16 protein-coding genes are annotated in these 17,541 nt (G+C 73.5%); 8 read left to right on the forward strand and 8 right to left on the reverse strand.

Going from position 1 to position 17,541, the window contains the following annotated elements:
• Positions 1-6 precede the first annotated feature (6 nt).
• The 5 genes from D7294_RS12920 to D7294_RS12940 all read right to left on the reverse strand — a co-directional run bounded on the left by D7294_RS12920 (position 7) and on the right by D7294_RS12940 (position 7,405).
• Entirely contained in the window at positions 7-924 is a 918-nt protein-coding gene (locus D7294_RS12920) for a carbohydrate ABC transporter permease (protein WP_120678985.1), read from the reverse strand.
• A complete protein-coding gene (locus tag D7294_RS12925) occupies positions 921-1,880 on the reverse strand; it encodes a carbohydrate ABC transporter permease (RefSeq protein WP_120678987.1) in 960 nt (319 codons plus the stop codon). The genes D7294_RS12920 and D7294_RS12925 overlap by 4 nt, the downstream gene beginning before the upstream one ends.
• A 47-nt stretch (positions 1,881-1,927) precedes the next feature.
• Positions 1,928-3,238, reverse strand: a complete 1,311-nt coding sequence (locus D7294_RS12930) for an ABC transporter substrate-binding protein (RefSeq protein WP_120678989.1) — start codon at positions 3,236-3,238, stop codon at positions 1,928-1,930.
• A 325-nt stretch (positions 3,239-3,563) separates the two neighbouring features.
• Entirely contained in the window at positions 3,564-5,483 is a 1,920-nt protein-coding gene (locus tag D7294_RS12935; protein ID WP_277751085.1) for a rhamnogalacturonan lyase, read from the reverse strand.
• A 365-nt stretch (positions 5,484-5,848) separates the two neighbouring features.
• A complete protein-coding gene (locus tag D7294_RS12940; RefSeq protein ID WP_120678991.1) occupies positions 5,849-7,405 on the reverse strand; it encodes a GDSL-type esterase/lipase family protein in 1,557 nt (518 codons plus the stop codon).
• 532 nt (positions 7,406-7,937) lie between these two features.
• Between D7294_RS12940 and D7294_RS12945 the strand changes: the two genes are divergently transcribed.
• Entirely contained in the window at positions 7,938-9,122 is a 1,185-nt protein-coding gene (locus D7294_RS12945) for an aldose epimerase family protein (protein ID WP_120678993.1), read from the forward strand.
• Positions 9,123-9,151: 29 nt separating this feature from the next.
• Here D7294_RS12945 and D7294_RS12950 read toward each other — a convergent pair whose 3' ends face one another.
• A complete protein-coding gene (locus D7294_RS12950) occupies positions 9,152-10,045 on the reverse strand; it encodes an aminoglycoside phosphotransferase family protein (RefSeq protein WP_120679329.1) in 894 nt (297 codons plus the stop codon).
• Positions 10,046-10,431: 386 nt separating this feature from the next.
• Here D7294_RS12950 and D7294_RS12955 point away from each other — a divergent pair, with 386 nt between their 5' ends.
• Positions 10,432-10,917: an NUDIX hydrolase gene (locus tag D7294_RS12955; RefSeq protein ID WP_120678995.1), complete on the forward strand. Its 486-nt coding sequence runs from the start codon at positions 10,432-10,434 to the stop codon at positions 10,915-10,917.
• 95 nt (positions 10,918-11,012) lie between these two features.
• Positions 11,013-11,738, forward strand: coding sequence for an aspartate/glutamate racemase family protein (locus D7294_RS12960; protein ID WP_120679331.1), 726 nt, complete (start codon positions 11,013-11,015; stop codon positions 11,736-11,738).
• Positions 11,739-11,772: 34 nt separating this feature from the next.
• Here the strand turns inward: D7294_RS12960 and D7294_RS12965 are convergent, their stop codons facing one another.
• Together D7294_RS12965 and D7294_RS12970 are read right to left on the reverse strand one after the other, a co-directional pair.
• Positions 11,773-12,717, reverse strand: a complete 945-nt coding sequence (locus D7294_RS12965) for a DUF389 domain-containing protein (RefSeq protein WP_120678997.1) — start codon at positions 12,715-12,717, stop codon at positions 11,773-11,775.
• Positions 12,718-12,771: 54 nt separating this feature from the next.
• Complete coding sequence (locus D7294_RS12970) at positions 12,772-13,407, reverse strand: TIGR03085 family metal-binding protein (RefSeq protein ID WP_120678999.1); 636 nt, start codon at positions 13,405-13,407, stop codon at positions 12,772-12,774.
• A 256-nt stretch (positions 13,408-13,663) separates the two neighbouring features.
• Here D7294_RS12970 and hisI point away from each other — a divergent pair, with 256 nt between their 5' ends.
• The 5 genes from hisI to D7294_RS12995 all read left to right on the forward strand — a co-directional run bounded on the left by hisI (position 13,664) and on the right by D7294_RS12995 (position 17,423).
• Positions 13,664-14,116, forward strand: coding sequence for a phosphoribosyl-AMP cyclohydrolase (gene hisI, locus D7294_RS12975; protein ID WP_120679001.1), 453 nt, complete (start codon positions 13,664-13,666; stop codon positions 14,114-14,116).
• An 11-nt stretch (positions 14,117-14,127) separates the two neighbouring features.
• Positions 14,128-15,654, forward strand: coding sequence for an anthranilate synthase component I (locus D7294_RS12980; RefSeq protein ID WP_174248338.1), 1,527 nt, complete (start codon positions 14,128-14,130; stop codon positions 15,652-15,654).
• Entirely contained in the window at positions 15,651-16,259 is a 609-nt protein-coding gene (locus tag D7294_RS12985) for a TIGR02234 family membrane protein (RefSeq protein ID WP_120679005.1), read from the forward strand. Before D7294_RS12980 ends, D7294_RS12985 begins: the two co-directional genes overlap by 4 nt.
• A gap of 109 nt (positions 16,260-16,368) precedes the next feature.
• Positions 16,369-16,689 carry an HGxxPAAW family protein gene (locus D7294_RS33135; protein WP_241562318.1) on the forward strand — a complete coding sequence of 107 codons (321 nt, stop codon included), beginning with the start codon at positions 16,369-16,371 and terminating at the stop codon, positions 16,687-16,689.
• Between the two features lie 206 nt (positions 16,690-16,895).
• On the forward strand, positions 16,896-17,423 hold the full coding sequence (locus tag D7294_RS12995; protein WP_120679007.1) for a DUF2752 domain-containing protein: 528 nt from the start codon (positions 16,896-16,898) through the stop codon (positions 17,421-17,423).
• Positions 17,424-17,541 lie beyond the last annotated feature (118 nt).

Raw genomic sequence — 17,541 nt, forward strand, 5'->3', positions numbered from 1 at the left:
CGCCGCTCAGCCCCTCAGCCCCTGTGTCGACACGCCCTCGACGATATAGCGCTGGAAGAGGACGAAGAAGACGATGACGGGCGCCAGGGCCAGCAGCGCCGCCGCCATCTGCGCCCCGTAGTCGGAGGTGCTGGTCTGGTCGGCGTACTGCCGCAGCATCATCGGCAGCGGGTACTTGTCCGGGCTGCGCAGGTAGATCAGCGGGCCCATGAAGTCGTTCCAGCTCCAGATGAACGCGAAGATCGACGCGGTGGCCAGCACGGGCCGCATGAGCGGCAGCATGATCGACCAGTAGATCCGCAGGTGACCGGCGCCGTCGATCCTGGCCGACTCGTCGAGGGACTTCGGCACCGTCCGCATGAACTGCGTCATGAGGAAGACGAAGAACGCGTCCGCGGCGAGGAATTTCCCGATGAGCAGCGGCCAGTAGGTGTCCGTCCAGCCGATCTCGTTGAACATGATGAACTGCGGGATGATCAGCACGTGGAACGGCAGCATCAGCGTGCCGATCATGATGGTGAAGAAGAGCCCGCGGCCCGGGAATTCGATGCGCGAGAACGCATAGGCCGTCACCGAACACGAAAGGCAGATGCCGACCGCGGAACCGACCCCCAGATAGACGGAGTTCATGAAGAACGTCCAGAAGGAGACGCCGCCGATTCCCTCGAACACCGTCTTGAAGTTGTCCAGCGTGGTGTCGTCCGGAATGAGGCCGGTCTCGCCGACGATCTGGTTCGAGGGCCGGAAGGCCGAGAGCAGCAGCCACAGACCCGGGTAGAGCATGATGATGCCGAGCACCCAGATCGCGAGGTGGTAGGCGGCGGTGCGGCCGGCCCGGCGCCGCCCGGCGCGGCGGCGGCTCGTGCCGTCCGGCACGCGGGGTGCGGCGGCCGTGGGCGCGGCGCCCTGGCTGATCGTGGTCATCGTCCCTCCCCGTAGAAGACCCAGTAGCGGGACGTCCTGAAGAAGACCAGCGTGATGAGGGCGACGGCGATGACCAGCAGCCAGGCCATCGCGGCGGCGAAGCCGAGCTGGCCCTGCCCGAAGCCGCGCTGGTAGAGGTACACGGTGTAGAAGAGCGTGGAGTTGGCGGGCCCGCCGGTGCCGTTGGAGATGATGAACGCCGAGGCGAAGATCTGGAAGGAGTGGATCGTCTCCAGCACCAGGTTGAAGAACAGCACGGGCGAGAGCATCGGCAGCGTGATCCGCAGGAACCTGCGCACGGCCCCGGCGCCGTCCATCTGGGCCGCCTCGTACAGCTCGTCGGGGATCTGCTTGAGGCCGGCCAGGAAGATCACCATCGGCGCGCCGAACTGCCAGACGGCGAGCATGATCATCATGGGCAGGCTGCGGTCGGGGTTGCCGATCCAGCCGCCCTCGTCCATGCCGAAGATCTGACCGGTCTTGTCCACGATGCCGTCGTCGTTGAACATCGCCCGCCAGACGATGGCGATCGAGACGCTCGCGCCGATCAGCGAGGGGGCGTAGAAGACGGAGCGGTAGGTGCCCTGCCCGCGGCGCCTGTTGTTGAGCAGCATCGCCACCCCGAGGGCCGCGGCGAGCTTGATCGGGGTGCCGATCACGGCGTACTCGAGGGTGAGCTTGACCGAGTCGGCGAACCGCGGGTCGTCGAAGATCCGCGTGTAGTTGTCGAAGCCGATCCAGTCGCCGCCGCGGATCGGGTGGTAGTCGGTGAAGGAGAGGTAGGCGGAGGCCACCATCGGCCCTGCCGTCAGGGCGATGAAGCCGAGCAGCCAGGGGGCGAGGAAGGCGTAACCGGCACGGGTCTCGGCGCCCCGCCGCGACGGCCGCTTGTTCAGCGGCCGTCGCGCGGGGCTGCCGGCCCGCGAGGCCCGGGACGCCGCGTGCGTCACGGTCATGGGGAGCTTCCGTTCGGTGCGGGAGGAGAGTCGTCTCGTGCCGTGGCTCAGTCCGTGACCAGCAGGTTCTCGGACTCACTGAACCACTGGTCGACGAAGTCGTCCACGCTGAGGTCCCCGTAGCCGAACTCGTTGCCCAGCACCTCGACGTACTCGTTCTCCAGGTCGCCGAAGCCCTGCGGCTCCACCGGCAGCGGGTCGCTGACCGCGCCCTGCTCACGGGCCTGGTTCTCGAAGTCGATGACGACCTGGTCGAGGCTGCCCTCCTCGGGCTGGAAGGCGTCGAGCCGGCCCTGCGAGGCGGGAACGCCCAGGTCGGTGCCGATGATCTGGCCCGCCTCCGGGTCGTTGATGAGGAAGTCGATCAGCTCGGCGGCCTCCTCGGGGTGCCCGGTGTTGGCGCCCATGGACAGCAGCATCGTCGGCTTGAAGAACATGTGCTTCTGGCCGTCGGAGCCGGTGGGCACCGGAAGCATCCGGATGTTCTCGTTGTTCAGGTCGTGCGCGTAGCTGTTGATGAAGTTGTCCCAGTTGAACTCCGTGGCGGACTCGCCCGCGCCGAAGCCGGAGACCGGGTCGAGCTGGTCGGCGCGCGCCGTCGGGAACAGCATGCCGTCCTGGCTCCTGAGGTCCTCGGTGGTGTTGAGGAACTCGCGCATGTCGTCCTCGGTGAAGTTCATCTCGCCGTTCTCCGCGAACGGCTCGATGCCCTGCTGGACGAGCCACTGCATGAACATCCACCAGACGGTGGTGTAGTCCCCGTTGCCGTAGACCGCCGGGTCCTGGCCCGCGCCGGCCTCGCTGACCTCGGCGATGAACTGGTTGAGGTCGTCCCAGGTGTAGTCCCAGTCGGGAACCGCTATGCCGAGCTGTTCGAGCAGGTCGGGGTTGTAGTAGAGGGCGAGGGTGTTGGTGCCCGTGGGGATCGCGACCAGCTGGTCGTCGACCTTGCCCGACGCGAGGAGGTTCTCGTCGATCTGGGAGGTGTCCAGCTGATTGCCCTCGAACTCGCTCATGTCGTAGAGCAGGCCCGTCTTGCCGAACTCCTGGATCTGCGACATGTCCATCTGCAGGACGTCGGGGAGGTCGCCCGAGGTGCCGTCGGTGTTGCGCTGCGTCCAGTAGTCGGCGAAGTCGGTGAAGCTCGTCTCCACCTTGATGTCGGGGTGGTCCTGCTCGAAGAGATCGATCGCCTGCTGGTAGCGCTCGGCGCGTTCGTCGGCGCCCCACCAGGTGAACCTGAGCGTGACCTTCCCGTCGCCGCCTCCGTCGCTGTCGGACGAACAGGCGCTGAGTGCCAGCGAACCGACGAGGGCAAGGGCGAGGCCACCGATCGTGGTGGCCTTCTTGATTGACATAAGAGCCTCCCTGCTCTGCCAATGCGTAACGACACTTCAGGGCTTGATCAGCGCGATGAGCTTGGGGGCGGCACCCGAAGTGAATCGTTACAATACCGTCGGGCCCGGTGGGGGCAACCGGACGGCTGGTAACTTTTCGGAAACGCCGCAGGCCCGGACTGGGCCGCGCGTGCGGCGGGACATGCGGCGGATAAAGGCAAAAGTGTCCTGACAAAATGCCGCGGCCGAGGGCCACTCCGGAGTGCGCCGGGTGAGCGGCCGGCCGCGTGGCGCCCGGCCCCCGGCGGCCGTGGGTGGGCCGCCGGGAGCCGCGCGCGGTCAGCGGTCAGCGGTGTGCGGCGTGGGTGTAGCGGATGCGCGGCTGCGGGGGTTCCTGCATGCCGGCGCCGATGAAGTAACCGGTCTGCGGCGGCTGGTTGTAGGCCACGTTCTGCCAGGCGACCGAGAGCCGGTACTGCGGGTCGGACATCAGGGTCCGCAGCCGCAGATCGGTGTCCTCGGTGGTGGTGAACACGCGCAGGGCCGAGTCGTCCTGGGTCCGCAGGACGACCTCCTCCCGCCAGTCCCCGTACAGGTCGGCCTGGAGAACCGGGTTGCCCTTCGTGTAGTTGTCTGAATACGTGCCCTCCGGCTGGAAGATCACGTTCTGCTGCTGCGCCTCGGGGTCCCACTCGGCGATGAAGGGGGTGCCCGCCGGGTCCACGCCCTCGGTGAAGTCGTGGTCGAGGATCTCGCGCAGCGGATCGCCGTCCCACCAGATGGTGAAGTTGGCCGAGGGGATCGAGGTGCTCAGCAGGGTGCCGTCGGCGGCGCGCAGTTGGCCCTCACGCGAGTTCCACGCGCCGGTGGCGGTCACCGCCCAGCCCTCCGCGCCCTCGTGGTTCGGGTCGATGTCGGCGGCGGCCCCGCGCCCGATGTCGCGGCTGCCCGGCATGTCGTACAGGATCTCGCCCGTCGCGGCGTCCCGGAAGGTGGCTCCGCGGTTGCCCGAGGCGCTCATGGACTCGTGCACCGCGAACACCTCCTCGCCGGGGCGGCTCGGGTCCAGGTCGCTCACGTGCAGGGCGTCGCCGTGCCCGAGGCCCGTGTTGTAGAGGGGAGAGCCGTCGTCGTCGATGGCCATGGAGCCGTAGACGATCTCGTCCTTGGCGTCCCCGTCCACGTCGGCGACCGCGAGGTTGTGGTTGCCCTGCCCCTCGTACTCCCCGCCCAGCCGATCGGAGTCGAACATCCAGCGCTGCCGCAGCTGCCCGCCCCGGAAGTCCCAGGCCACGACGGTGGCCCTGGTGTAGTAGCCGCGCGCGAAGAGCACCGAGGGGTGCACCCCGTCGAGGTAGGCCACCCCGGCCAGGAAGCGGTCGGCGCGGTTGCCGTAGCAGTCGCCCCAGTCGCAGACGTTCCCGCGGCCGGGCACGTAGTCCACGGTGTCCACCGCGGCGCCGGTCTCGCCGTCGAAGACGGTGAGGAACTCCGGCCCTTCCAGCACGTAGCCGCTGGAGTTGCGGTAGTCGGCGTCCGCGTCACCGATGACCCGGCCCGTGCCGTCCACCGTGCCGTCGGCGGTCTTCATCGCCACCTCGGCCCTGCCGTCGCCGTCGAGGTCGTAGACCATCAGCTGGGTGTAGTGGGCGCCCGCCCTGATGTTGCGGCCCAGGTCGATGCGCCACAGCTGCTCGCCGTCCAGCGTGTAGGCGTCGACGTAGACGTTTCCGGTGTAGCCCGACTGGGAGTTGTCCTTCGAGTTGGTCGGGTCCCACTTCTCGATGATCTCGTACCGGCCGTCGCCGTCGAGGTCGCCGACGCTCGCGTCGTTGAGGCGGTAGGAGTACGACTGCCCGTCGGGCGTGACCCCGTCCGCCGGCCGGTTCACCGGAATGTCGTGGTACTGCTGCGACCAGACGCCGAACTCGTCGGTCCGCTCGGTGACCCGGCCGTGCCTGACCGCGGCGATGCGGTAGACGGAGTCCTCGGTGCCGTCCGGGTCGGTGTAGGTGGTGGCGCCCGTGAGCGGGCTGCCGGTGATCTTGTGGCCGTCCCGGTAGACGTCGAAGGCGAGGTCCTCGGGGTCGAGGCCGAGCAGGCGCCAGCTGAGGAAGACGCCGTCCTCGGTGCTGACGGCGACCGGGGCCCGGTCGAGGTCCTCCATCTGACGGCGCGGCCCCTGCTCGTCCGCCGCGCCGGCGCCCGCGCTCTCCTGGGCGGCGGCCGTGGCGGCGGGGGCCGCCAGGGTGGCCAGCGAGGCCACGGCGGCGGCGAGCAGCGAGAGGCGGGACGCGCGGCCCCGGGGCCTGCGCGCGGCCGTGGCCCCGCGCGTGCCCCTGCGTGCCCCGGCCCTGCTCCTGGCTCCCGTCCTGTCTCCGAATTCTTCGTGGGGATCTCCGGCTTTCCCCGCGGGGGGAACGGCGGCTCTCCTGCCCATCCGGTGCTCCTTTGCTTGTCGGACCGGGGCTTTTCCGTCGATGACTGATGAGACGGCGGTGCGGTGGACGGCGGCCGCCGCGGGCGTGCGGCGCGCTTATGAATCGATTCATCCGCGGCGGCCGGTCGAGTCTGACAACGTCTGATCGGTTAAGTCAAGATGTGTGTGGAGATGTTGAGTCGGTCGCCCCGTCAGGCCACGCGGCTGAGTTCGAGCCCGTTGAGGTGCCCGGTCTCGGCGTACACCGTGACGTTCAGCTGCCCGTCGGACACCTGCACCAGTGGGAACGTCTGCTCGGTGATCAGGCCGGTGTGGCCGATGACCTGGCCGCGGTCGCTCGCCTCCAGGACGAAGCCGGAACGGGAGTAGCCCGCCGCGTCCCCGACGTAGGCCGTCACGGCGTAGGTGCCGTCCGGCAGGTCGGCCCGGAACTCGTACCTGCAGCCGGCGCAGGCCACGAAGTCCCGGCCGAGGTCGCCGGCGCCCTCGCCCCGGTCGGCCGCGGTCAGGCCGGCCGGGTCGGCGAAGCCGTAGCCGAGTTCCGGCGTGTAGACGGTCTCCGGGCTCACCCCGGTGTAGCCCGCGGCCACCGGGCCGGCGGCCGGGCCGAAGTCGAAGCGCGCGTCGGCCGTCCGCGTGGTGAGCGGGATCGCCCGCGAAGGCGCCGCCTCCCCGCGTCCGTTGACCGCGACCACCCGCACCTCGTACGCCGTGTCCTCGGCCAGCCCGGCGACGTCGGCCAGCGGGATGGCCGAGGCGGCGGCGAGCCGCCAGTGCGCGTGCCGCTCGCCCCGCGGCCGCACCTGGACCCGGTAGTGGTCGGCGCCCGGGACCGCCTCCCAGGTCAGCCGGGCGCCGTCGTGCGAGACGTAGGCGGCCCGGAGGCCCTCGGCCCGCCCCGGCCGGTGGCGCGGGGGAGCGGTGCCGGCGACCTCCGCGGCCAGCGGGACATCCAGCCGCGCCACGTCCTCGGCGATCAGCCGGGCCATCTCGGTGGCGCCGTACTCCTGGAAGTGCGTCTCGTCGATGGTGCCGTCCGGGCGGTTCTCGTAGACGCCGACCGGGACGTGCAGGAACACCGACTCGGCCTCAAGCGGGCCGACGGCGTCGAGGAAGGCCCGGCTGGAGGCGGACAGGTCGACCAGCGGGACGTTCTCCTGCCGCGCCACCTCGATCGCCTTGTCGACATATTCGGGGAACGAGACGTTGAACTTCCCGGTCGTCGGCTCGAAGTCGCGCCGGGACACCGGCGTCACGATGACCGGAATCGCGCCGCGGGCGCGGGCGCCGGCGATGTAGTCCTCGCGCAGGTACTCCTGGTACTGCTCGGGGGTGGTGTAGCGCTCGGGGCGGCTGACGGTGGCGTCGTTGTGGCCGAACTGGACGAAGAGGTAGTCGCCCGGCTGGATCTCGTCGAGGATGTCGTCCAGCCGGCCCTCCTCCACGAAGGAACGCGAACTCCGGCCGCCGATCGCCCGGTTGTCGATCGTCACCTCCTCGGAGAAGAACCGCCCGAGCACCTGGCCCCAGCCGGTCTGCGGCGCGTAGTACGGGTCGTAGGTCTGGGCGGTGGAGTCGCTGGCGATGTAGACGGTGGGGCCGTCCGCCGGGGTTTCGGCGGCGGCGGCCTGGACGGCGCCGGGCAGGGCGAGCGCGGCGGCGGCCGTCGCGGCGCCGAGGAGGGCGGCGAGCCGGGCCCTGCGGCGGCCGGGGCCGCGTGCGGGGGCGGGCGGGCGGGTGTGGTCCATCCCTTGCTCCTTGGTTCTGGGGGGTTCTGCGGTGTGCCGGGAGTGGTTCTGCCGTCGGGGGGCCTGCCGCGTGCGGGCGCCGCCGCATGGCCGACGCATGTAGTGAATCGATTCATCCGACGGCCGAACGGGGTGGGTGAGGGAGGGGTGAGGTGGGTGACGGCGAACGCCGCGATGCGGCAAGCGCTTTCTCTGGTCGGGGAGTTTCCCAACGGGGCGCGTGGGGGTCAAGGGTGTGAACGAGACGTGACGCCCCTTCACCTCTCCGCGGGCTGCGGGGCGGTGGGGTGGTGGCGTGGTGGGGTGGGGGCGTGTCCGGCGGGCGTCCGCCGCGCGGGGCCGGGGGTGGTCGGCCCTCGCGCGTGCGGGCGCCTGCCCCGCGCGCGAGGCATTGACGGGGAGGGGGCGCCGCACTAGGTTCGCGCTGAATTCCGAACAGCGTGCGGTATTTCGAACGTCTCGGGCCCGGGGCCGCCTGCGCAGGTCCCGGGTCGCACAGGTACTCAGGTCACCTTCGAGAAGGAGCCGCCAGATGACCCCTGACAGGCGCACCGTCCTCGGCTCGGCCGCCTCGCTCGCGGCCCTCGCCGCCGGAGCGGCCCACGCCCCCGCCGCCTCCGCCGCCCCGGGAACCGCCTCCGCCGGGCACGAAGCCGGGGAGCGCGGCGGGGAGCCACGCAGCGAGTCCTTCGGGCGGCTGCCCGACGGCACTCAGGTGCAGCGCTGGACCCTGTCCCGCGGCGGGACCCGGCTGGCCGTGCTCAGCTACGGCGGGATCGTGCAGTCCCTTGAGGTGCCCGACCGGCGGGGCAGGACGGCCAACGTCTCGCTCGGCTTCGACGCCCTCGACCCCTATCTGACCGCGACCACCTACTTCGGCGCGCTGATCGGCAGATACGGCAACCGCATAGCCGGCGGCCGCTTCACCCTGGACGGACGGGACTACCAACTGCCCGTCAACGACGGCCCCAACAGCCTGCACGGCGGCGACGCCGGCTTCGACAAGCGCGTGTGGGAGGTCACCCCCTCGGGTCGGGCCGGGCTGACCCTGCGCCGGGTCAGCCCCGACGGGGAGATGGGCTACCCGGGCACGCTCGACGTGCGCGTGGACTACACGCTGACCGCCGACGGCGACCTGCGCCTCGACTACACGGCCACCACCGACGCCCCCACGGTCGTCAACCTCACCAACCACACGTACTTCAACCTCGCCGGGGAGGGCAGCGGCGGCATCCTCGACCACCGCCTGGAGATCGCGGCCTCCCGCTACACGCCCGTGGACGACACCCTCATCCCCACCGGCGAGCTGGCCGCCGTCTCCGGCACGCCCTTCGACTTCCGCCGCGCCAAGCCCGTCGGCGAGGACATCCGCCGCGGCCATCCCCAGCTCCACCACGGACAGGGCTTCGACCACAACTTCGTGCTCGACAAGGGCATCACCGCGGGGCCCCGCCACGCCGCCACCCTGTACGACCCGGCCTCGGGGCGGGTGCTTGAGGTGGCGACCACCGAGCCAGGACTGCAGTTCTACAGCGGCAACTTCCTCGACGGCTCGCTCAACGGCACCACGGGGCGCGCCTACCGGCAGAGCGACGGGCTGTGCCTGGAGACCCAGCACTTCCCCGACTCGCCCAACCGGCCGGACTTCCCCAGCACCGTGCTGCGCCCCGGGCAGACCTACCGCTCCACCACCGTCTACGCCTTCGCCACGCGCTGACGCGAACGCGCCCGCGCCCGCGCCCCGCCTCAGCGGGCGGTGGGCGCGGCGTGTTCGGCGAGGACCTCGGAGATCTGCCGGTGGGTCGCGGCCGCGATGTGCGGGTGGGTGGCCGCGTAGGCGACGTGGGCGCTCAGGCCGGAGCCGAGCGCCCAGCCGAGGCCCCGCGCCCAGGTGGCGTCGTCCACGCCGAGCGCGGCCCGGAACAGGCGCCTGGTCCCGGCGGTGAGCAGGGTGTACGCGATCATCAGGTCCGGGGCCGGGTCGCCCATGCCGAGGCCGCCGAAGTCGATGACCGCGCTCAGGCGGCCGTCGCGGACCAGGAGGTTGCCGGTGTGGAAGTCGCCGTGGTACCACACCGGTTCGCCCGCCCAGGCGGGTGCCGCGAGGGCGGCCTCCCAGATCTCGGTCAGCGCGGCGGCGTCGAAGACGCCGGCCAGCGCGGCGATCGCCTCCCTGGTGCCCGGGTACCGCTCGGCCAGGGGGACCGGGGCGAGTTCGGGGTGCGGCCCGGGCGCCAGCGCGTGCGCCGGGGGCATGGCGCGCAGGCGGCGCAGGAAGTGCGCGAGTTCGATCGCCGTGCGCTCCGGCTCGGCGAAGCCCTCCGGCGTCGCGGCCGATCCCTCCAGCCAGCGGGCGACCGACCAGTGCCAGGGGTAGCCGAAGGCCGGGCGGCCCAGACCCAGCGGCGCCGGGGTGGGCAGCGGCAGTCCGGCCGCGAGCCGCGGCAGCCAGGCGTGTTCCTTCCGCGCCTGCCCCGCCGCCCAGTCGCCCCTGGGCAGCCGCACCGCCATCGTGTCGCCGAGGCGGAAGACGACGTTGTCGGAGCCGGCGGGTTCGAACCGGACCAGCGGCAGTCCGGCCCAGTGCGGGAACTGAGCCTCGATCAGCCGGGCGGCGAGCCCGGCGTCGATCTCCGGCATGGCACCGGTCTCGTGGACAACGGCGTGCTCCACGTACGGACTTCCCTTCCCCCGGCCCGCGGGCGCGGGCGGCAGGCGCACCATCAGACCAGGCGGGGCACGGCTTGTCGACGGAGTTTGCCCTCAGGCGAGGCGGGTTGTGTGCAAGCGCTTGCGTCCGGCAGCCTTCTGCCTTTTAATGAATCGATTCACGCCGCGACTTCGCCGCCCGGCGAGTCGGGCGCGCCACCGCAGGCCGGTCCGGGCGCCCGCGGCCCCCAACACCCAGGGGCGTCCGGACCTCAACTCCCGCCCGGGCCAAGGCGCCTGGACGCCGGGCCCCGCGGGCCCCGCCCGGCCGGGCCGCCGCCCGGGACCACCCGCGGGCGGCTGGTTAGGGTGGGGGCATGGCGGTGGCGGTCGAGGTGGACGACGGGGTGGAGTTCCCCGAGCCGGGGCGCGGGGAGACCTGGGCCGTCGGGGCGGTGATCCTCAACGCGCGCGGCGAGGCGTTCGCGCAGTACCGGGCGCCTGGCCGGCGGCTGTTCCCCGACTGCTGGGACCTGGTCGGCGGCCATGTCGAGGCGGGCGAGACCCTGCTGGACACGCTGGTGCGCGAGGTGGCGGAGGAGACCGGCTGGCGGGTGCGCCGGGTGCGCCGCTTCCTCGGCGTCCTCACCTGGGTCGGCGACGACGGGCGCGGCACCCGGCACGAGGCCGACTACGTCGTCGAGGTCGAGGGCGACCTCGACCGGCCCGCCCTGGAGTGGGACAAGCACCCGCGCTACGCCTGGTTCGGCGCGGCCGACCTCGACCGGCTGCGGGAGAACCGCGCCCCCGAGGACCAGCTCGTCCACGCCGTCGTCGCGCGGGCCCTCGGCGTCGGCGCCTGAGGACGCCCGGGCCGCACGGCACGCGGGAGGCCGCGGGCACCGCACCGGGCGCGGGAAGAGACCACGAGGGAACACCGGGAGGACACGTGGACGGCATGCGGCATCTGGGCATACTCGCGCACAGCTCCGAGGGGGCGGCCCTGTGCTTCCGGGCCTTCTGCCAGGAGGGCTTCCGCGAGCTGGGACCCTACGAACACCCGGACGTCACCCTGGACTTCATCGCGCTCGCCCGCAGCATGCCCTCCTGGGACTCCGGGGCGTACGGCACCGTGCGCGGGACGCTCGCCGAGAGCGTGCGGCGGCTCGCCGCGGCGGGCGCCGAGTTCTTCGTCTGCCCCGACAACACCGCCCACCTCGCCCTGGAACTGCCCGGGGAGGAACTCGCCCTGCCGGGGCTGCACATCGCCGAGGTGGTCGCCGACCGGGCCGCCGCCGACGGCCGCAGGCGGGTCGGCGTGCTCGGCACCTCTTACACGATGGAGGGACAGGTCTACCCCGGTGCGCTCGGCCGCCGCGGGATCGAGGCGGTGGTGCCCGAGGCGGAGGACCGCCGCCTGGTCGACCGGATCATCTTCGAGGAACTGCTCGACGGCGTGTTCACCGAGGAGTCCCGCCGCCGCTACGCCGAGGTGATCGAACGGCTCGCCGCCCGCGGCTGCGACGCGGTCGCCCTGGTCTGCACCGAGATCCCGCTCCTGGTGACCCCGGGCGTCTCCCCGCTGCCCACGCTGGACTCCACCCGCCTGCTCGCCGCGGCCGCCTTCGAGACCGCCGTCGGTCGCCGCCCCTGGCCGGCGTGGCGGGGCGGCCCCGTGGGCTGAGCCGGGCGCCGGGCCGCCCGCGCCGCCCTCGCGTTCAGCCCGCCGCGGCGCGCCGCCGGTGGCCCACCCTGGCCCAGAACAGCCGCTGGGCGAGCAGGGTGAGCGTTCCGGAGAGCAGGATGCCCGCGAGGTTCACGCCGAGCTGGAGCATCGAGCCGGCCGAGTCGGAGACGTGCCCGTAGCTGAGGGCGAGCGCGGCGTGGCCCGCGGCGGGCACGGTGGTCACCGAGATCGCCACCCCCACCAGCGCCGCGGACTTGGCCGAGGTGAGGGAGACCACCCCGGCCACGCCCGCGAGCAGCGCCACCACCAGCGACATGGCGTCCGGCTGCCAGACGAACTCCACCATCGGGTGCGGCCTGGAGAACTTCTCCTCGGAGAAGAGCCCGCACGCGTTCATCAGCAGCGCGAAGGCGCAGGTGGCCAGCATCGCCACGGGGAAGCCGACGAGCAGCGCGAGCAGGGAGCGCAGGCCGAGCCTCGGCGTGCGCCGCACCACGCTCGCGCAGATCCCCGCCAGGGGCCCGAACTCCGGGCCCACCACCATCGCGCCCACGATCAGGATCTCGCTGTCGAGCAGCACCCCACAGGCCGCCAGCATGGTGGCCGCCGTCAGGAAGACCAGGTAGGTGGCGGTCAGCCGCGACTCCTCCTGCGTGACGTCGATCAGCGACTCCCACAGCACGGCGTCCACCCCGGCGCCCGGCGCCTCCCGCTCCGCCTGGGTGGCCCGCCGCGACAGGGAGAGGTGCACGTCGTCGACCGCGATCGAGCCGTCCTCGGCCAGGCCGAGGTCCTTCAGCTCCCGCAGCAGCCCGTCCGCCGCCTCCCGCGCCACGTCGCACAGCACCAGGTCCCCCGGCGGGTCCACCGCCGCCCCCGGCAGCACCGCGAGGTGCGCGGTGCCCACGGTCTCCCGCAGCAGCGACACGACCGCCTCGGTCCGGTCGGCGGGGCTCGTCAGGCGCAGATGCAGCACCCGGGCAGCGTAGCCACCCCCGCCGGGGCGGGGACGGGGAGGGCGGCCGACGGCTCAGCCGATGCCGAGCCGCGCCCGGCCGACCTTGGCCACGGCCGCCTCGTCCCCCTCGGTCTGCACCCGGGCGGCCCGCTGGCGCCCCGAGGCGTAGACGAGCAGCTCGCCCGCGTCGGCCGTCACCGTCACCACGGGCGCGCCCTTGTGCGCCACCACCGTCTGCCCGTTGGGGCGCCGCAGGACCAGGCCCGCGGGGCTGCGCCGGGCCATCATCCGCGCGGCCGTCTCGAGCCGCCGCCACAGCGCGTCCTCGAAGACCGGGTCGAGCGGGCGCGGCGACCAGTCGGGCTGCGCGCGCCTGACGTCCTCGGTGTGCAGGAAGAACTCCACCGTGTTCGCCGCCTCGTCGACCTGCTTCAGCGCGAAGGGCGACACCCGCGGCGGGCCCGTCCTGATCAGGGAGATCAGCTCCTCGTAGGGCCGGGCGGCGAACTCGGCGCGCACCCGCTCACCCCGGGCCGCCAGCTGCTTGATGAGGATGCCGCCCGCCGCGTCGGCGCGCCGTTCCCGCACCACGACGTGCGCGGCCAGATCCCGCGTCGTCCAGCCCTCGCACAGGGTGGGTGCCTCGGGGCCCGCGCTCTCCAACAGGTCGGCCAGGAGCAGACGTTCGCGCTTGGCATGCGTAGACATGCCTCCACCCTAGGTCGTTCCGGCCGTCTCGTCCGGATACTCGCGGAGGGGGACGCGAAGATCCGGACGCCCGCGGCCCGGGCCGGGCCGGCCGTCTCGTCCGCCCCCGGCCCGGCCGCGGCCTCGCCGCCCTCGCGGGTGATCCGGGCGCACGGGCGCGCGGACGGGCGCCCGCGGCGCGGGCGTGAGACGGCGAGGCGGAGGGGCGGGCGGAAAGGGCGGCCGGGCACCGCGGGCGAGACGGCAGAATGGAGCCATGTCCCGCGCCCCCGCACTCGACCCGGCCATCGCCGCCCGCCTCAAGCGCACGCCCGACGGCCTCGTCGCCGCCATCGCCCAGCAGTACGACACGGGCGAGGTGCTGATGCTCGGCTGGATGGACGACGAGGCGCTGCGCCGCACCCTCACCACGGGGCGCTGCACCTACTGGAGCCGCAGCCGCCGCGAGTACTGGGTGAAGGGCGACACCTCCGGCCACGTCCAGTACGTCAAGTCCGTCGCCCTCGACTGCGACGGGGACACCCTGCTGGTCCGGGTCGACCAGGTCGGCGGCGCCTGCCACACCGGGGACCGCACCTGCTTCGACGCCGGGAGCCTGCCGGTGACGGGCGCGGCCGGCCGCCCGGGCGCGGCGGAGCCCGCGTCCCGGCCGGCCGCGGGGCCCGGGGCCGCCGCCGGGCGGGCCGGGGCGGCGGACGGCGGGCACTAGGCTGCCCCGGCATGACGACTGGCATGACGACTGGCATGACGACTGAGGACCTCGACCGCTTCCGGGCGCTGGCCAAGGACCGCCGGGTCATCCCGGTCACCCGTCGCCTGCTCGCCGACGGGGACACGCCCATCGCCCTGTACCGCAAGCTCACCCGCGAGCGGCCCGGCACCTTCCTGCTGGAGTCCGCGGAGAACGGCCGCACCTGGTCGCGCTACTCCTTCATCGGCGTCCGCAGCTCGGCCACCCTCACCGTGCGCGAGGGCCGGGCGCACTGGCTGGGCGCCCCGCCGGTCAGCGTGCCCACCGAGGGCGAGCCGCTGTCCGTGCTGCGCGAGACGCTGCGCGCGCTGCACACCCCGCGCGACCCCGGCCTGCCGCCGTTCACCGGCGGGATGGTGGGCTACCTCGGCTACGACATCGTCCGCCGCCTGGAGTCGGTGGGGGACAGCGCCGAGGACGACCTGCGGCTGCCCGAGCTGACGATGCTGCTCGCCTCCGACCTGGCCGTGGTCGACCACCGCGACGGCACCGTGCTGCTCATCGCCAACGCCATCAACCACAACGACCTGGCCACCGGCGTGGACGAGGCGTACGCCGACGCCGTGGCCAGGCTCGACGCGATGGCCGCCGACCTGAGCCGCCCGGCCGAGGCCATCCCGCCCCAGGCGCTGCCCCCCTCGGAGCTGCCGGCGTTCACCGCCCGCTTCGGCGGGGAGGCGTACCAGGGGGCCGTCGAGCGGGTCAAGGAGTACATCAGGGCGGGGGACGCCTTCCAGGTCGTGCCCTCCCAGCGCTTCGAGACCCCCTGCCGGGCCCGGGCCCTCGACGTCTACCGGGTGCTGCGCGCCACGAACCCGAGCCCGTACATGTACCTGTTCCGCTTCGGCGAGTTCGACGTGGTCGGTTCGAGCCCCGAGGCGCTGGTGAAGGTGGAGGACGGGCGGGCGCTGCTGCATCCGATCGCCGGCACCAGGCCCCGCGGGGCCACCCCGCAGGAGGACGCCGCCCTCGGCGAGGAGCTGCTCGCCGACCCCAAGGAGCGCGCCGAGCACCTGATGCTCGTCGACCTCGGCCGCAACGACCTGGGCCGGGTCTGCGCGCCGGGCAGCGTCGAGGTGGTCGACTTCATGTCCGTCGAGCGCTACAGCCACGTCATGCACATCGTGTCCACCGTCACCGGGCGGCTGGCCGAGGGCAGCACCGCCTTCGACGCGCTGACCGCCTGCTTCCCGGCCGGCACCCTCTCCGGGGCGCCCAAGCCGCGGGCGCTGCAGATCATCGAGGAGCTCGAACCCACCAGGCGCGGCGTCTACGGCGGCTGCGTGGGCTACCTCGACTTCGCGGGCGACGCCGACACCGCCATCGCCATCCGCACCGCCGTGCTGCGCGACGGCGTCGCCTATGTGCAGGCCGGGGCCGGGGTGGTCGCCGACTCCGACCCGGTGGCCGAGGACACCGAGTGCCGGAACAAGGCGGCGGCCGTGCTCAGGGCGGTGGCCGCGGCCGAAAGGCTGCGAGGTAGCGTGGAGGGGTGAAGCGTGACCCCACCACCGGCGGCAGCACCAGCGCGCCGCGCCGTGCGCTCGCCGGCGCACTGCTCAGCGGCGCCGTCGGCGCCGCCGCCGTGCTGATCGCCGCCGGGCAGACCTGGGGCGAGGGCGAGGCGACGGTCGGCGGCTCCCAGCTGCCGGTCAGCGCGAGCGGCAGCTCCGTGTCCGGGCTGCCGAGCGCGCTCGCCCTCGTCGGACTCGCCTCGCTGGTCGCGGTCTTCGCGGTCCGCAGGGCGGGCCGCACGATCGTGGCGGCGGTGCTCGCGCTGAGCGGGGCGGGGGCCGTGGGCGCCGCCCTCCTCGGTTCCGGCGACACCGACGCCCTGGAACGGAACGCGGCGGACGTGATGGGCATCACCCAGGCCGCCGTCACCGGGGTCAGCCACAGCGGCTGGCCCTGGGTCTCCGCGCTCGGCGGCCTGCTGCTGCTGTGTGCCGGGCTCCTGGCGCTCAGCTACGGCCGCCAGTGGCCCGCCATGTCAGGCCGCTACGAGCGCGTCGGGCGGCGCGCCCCCCGGCAGGCGCCGGCCGGCACCGAACGGCCCGAGGACATCTGGCGGGCCCTCGACCGGGGCGAGGACCCGACCTAGCCCCTCACCGCCGGGCCCGGCGGGCCGGCACACCCCGACTGACACAATGGGTTGCGGGCGCAGGAGGCAACGCGCTCACGATTCCTGACCTTTCCGAGGAGCACATCTGATGGCGGAGAAGTACCACCACGGAAACAGCCCGGCCGCCTGGACCGCTGTCGTCATCGTCTTCGTCGGCGTCGCCATCGGCAGCGCGTTCACGGTGCAGGCGCAGCCGCTGGGCGTGCTCGCCGGCGCGGTCGTCGCCCTCCTCGGCGGGGTCGTCGGCCTGCTGATGCGTGCGATGGGCCTCGGCCAGCAGGAGGTGCCCGACCCCCGGCACGAGGAGGCCGCCGAGCCGGCCGGGTCCGCCGAGCCGGTCGTGGCCGTCGCCCGGGCGGCCGAGGACGAGGCGGGCCCCGAGCCGCGGCAGGCCGCGGTCGGCGGCTGACCCCGCGCCTCCCCGCGCCCCTGGCCCCGGGCCCGCCTGGCCCGGGGCTTTCCGCGCCCCGGCCCGGCCCCGTCCGCCACGCGGCCCCTCCGCGCCCGCCCCGGCTCCTGCGAACCGGCCCCCGCGTACGGCCTGCCCGCCGTGGGCCGACCCGCCCGGCCGCCCGCGGGATGCGGGCCTACGGGCGGCCCGGGAGCCTGGGGGACATGCGCACCCTGCCCACGCGCCCTCCCGCACGCCTCCCCGCGCGGCTGTCCGCCCCCGCGCGGGGGCCGCACGCCCGGGGGCGCCCGGCCCGCGCGGACCGCAGCCGCCCCCGCCGCCAGGCGGCGCCGTTCGCCGCCGTGGCCCTCCTCGCCGCCGCGGCCCTGTACGGTCTCGGTGGCGCGGCCGCCCTGGCCGATCTCCCGCTCGCCCCCTGGGCCCCCGGCCGCTGTCCGCCCTGCCCGCTGCGCGCCCTGACCGGGCTGAACTGCCCCGGCTGCGGCGGGCTGCGCTGCGTCCGGGCCCTGCTCGGCGGCGATCCGGCCGCCGCCTTCTGCGCCAACGCCCCGGCCGCCCTCGCCCTGTGCGCCGGTCCGCCCGCCGCGGCGCTCGCCGCGTGCGGGGCGCTGCCGCGTGCCCTCGCCGCCCCGTTGCGGCGTCCTCGGCTGCTCGTGACCGCCCTGGCGGCGGGCACGCTGGCATTCACGCTGGTCAGGAACCTGCCGCTCGGCGCGGCGCTCGCCGTCTGACCGGCTGGTGGCCGCGTCTGTCCGGCATGTGGGACCGGCCCCGGGCGGATGCGCAAGCTCTCCCCACCGCCCGATACCATCGGTGTGTTTGATCCCGCTCTTATCCGACGGGACGAGG

It is taken from the genome of Streptomyces hoynatensis (assembly GCF_003626535.1).
In the GTDB taxonomy this organism is placed as follows: Bacteria; Actinomycetota; Actinomycetes; order Streptomycetales; family Streptomycetaceae; genus Streptomyces; species Streptomyces hoynatensis.

Bases quoted from the DNA above. Each gene is read 5' to 3' on its own strand.
- D7294_RS12920 (WP_120678985.1), bottom strand. From the start codon at position 924: ATGACCACGATCAGCCAGGGCGCCGCGCCCACGGCCGCCGCACCCCGC.
- D7294_RS12925 (WP_120678987.1), bottom strand. From the start codon at position 1,880: ATGACCGTGACGCACGCGGCGTCCCGGGCCTCGCGGGCCGGCAGCCCC.
- D7294_RS12930 (WP_120678989.1), bottom strand. From the start codon at position 3,238: ATGTCAATCAAGAAGGCCACCACGATCGGTGGCCTCGCCCTTGCCCTC.
- D7294_RS12940 (WP_120678991.1), bottom strand. From the start codon at position 7,405: ATGGACCACACCCGCCCGCCCGCCCCCGCACGCGGCCCCGGCCGCCGC.
- D7294_RS12945 (WP_120678993.1), top strand. From the start codon at position 7,938: ATGACCCCTGACAGGCGCACCGTCCTCGGCTCGGCCGCCTCGCTCGCG.
- D7294_RS12950 (WP_120679329.1), bottom strand. From the start codon at position 10,045: ATGCCGGAGATCGACGCCGGGCTCGCCGCCCGGCTGATCGAGGCTCAG.
- D7294_RS12955 (WP_120678995.1), top strand. From the start codon at position 10,432: ATGGCGGTGGCGGTCGAGGTGGACGACGGGGTGGAGTTCCCCGAGCCG.
- D7294_RS12960 (WP_120679331.1), top strand. From the start codon at position 11,013: ATGCGGCATCTGGGCATACTCGCGCACAGCTCCGAGGGGGCGGCCCTG.
- D7294_RS12970 (WP_120678999.1), bottom strand. From the start codon at position 13,407: ATGTCTACGCATGCCAAGCGCGAACGTCTGCTCCTGGCCGACCTGTTG.
- hisI (WP_120679001.1), top strand. From the start codon at position 13,664: ATGTCCCGCGCCCCCGCACTCGACCCGGCCATCGCCGCCCGCCTCAAG.
- D7294_RS12980 (WP_174248338.1), top strand. From the start codon at position 14,128: ATGACGACTGGCATGACGACTGGCATGACGACTGAGGACCTCGACCGC.
- D7294_RS33135 (WP_241562318.1), top strand. From the start codon at position 16,369: ATGGCGGAGAAGTACCACCACGGAAACAGCCCGGCCGCCTGGACCGCT.
- D7294_RS12995 (WP_120679007.1), top strand. From the start codon at position 16,896: ATGCGCACCCTGCCCACGCGCCCTCCCGCACGCCTCCCCGCGCGGCTG.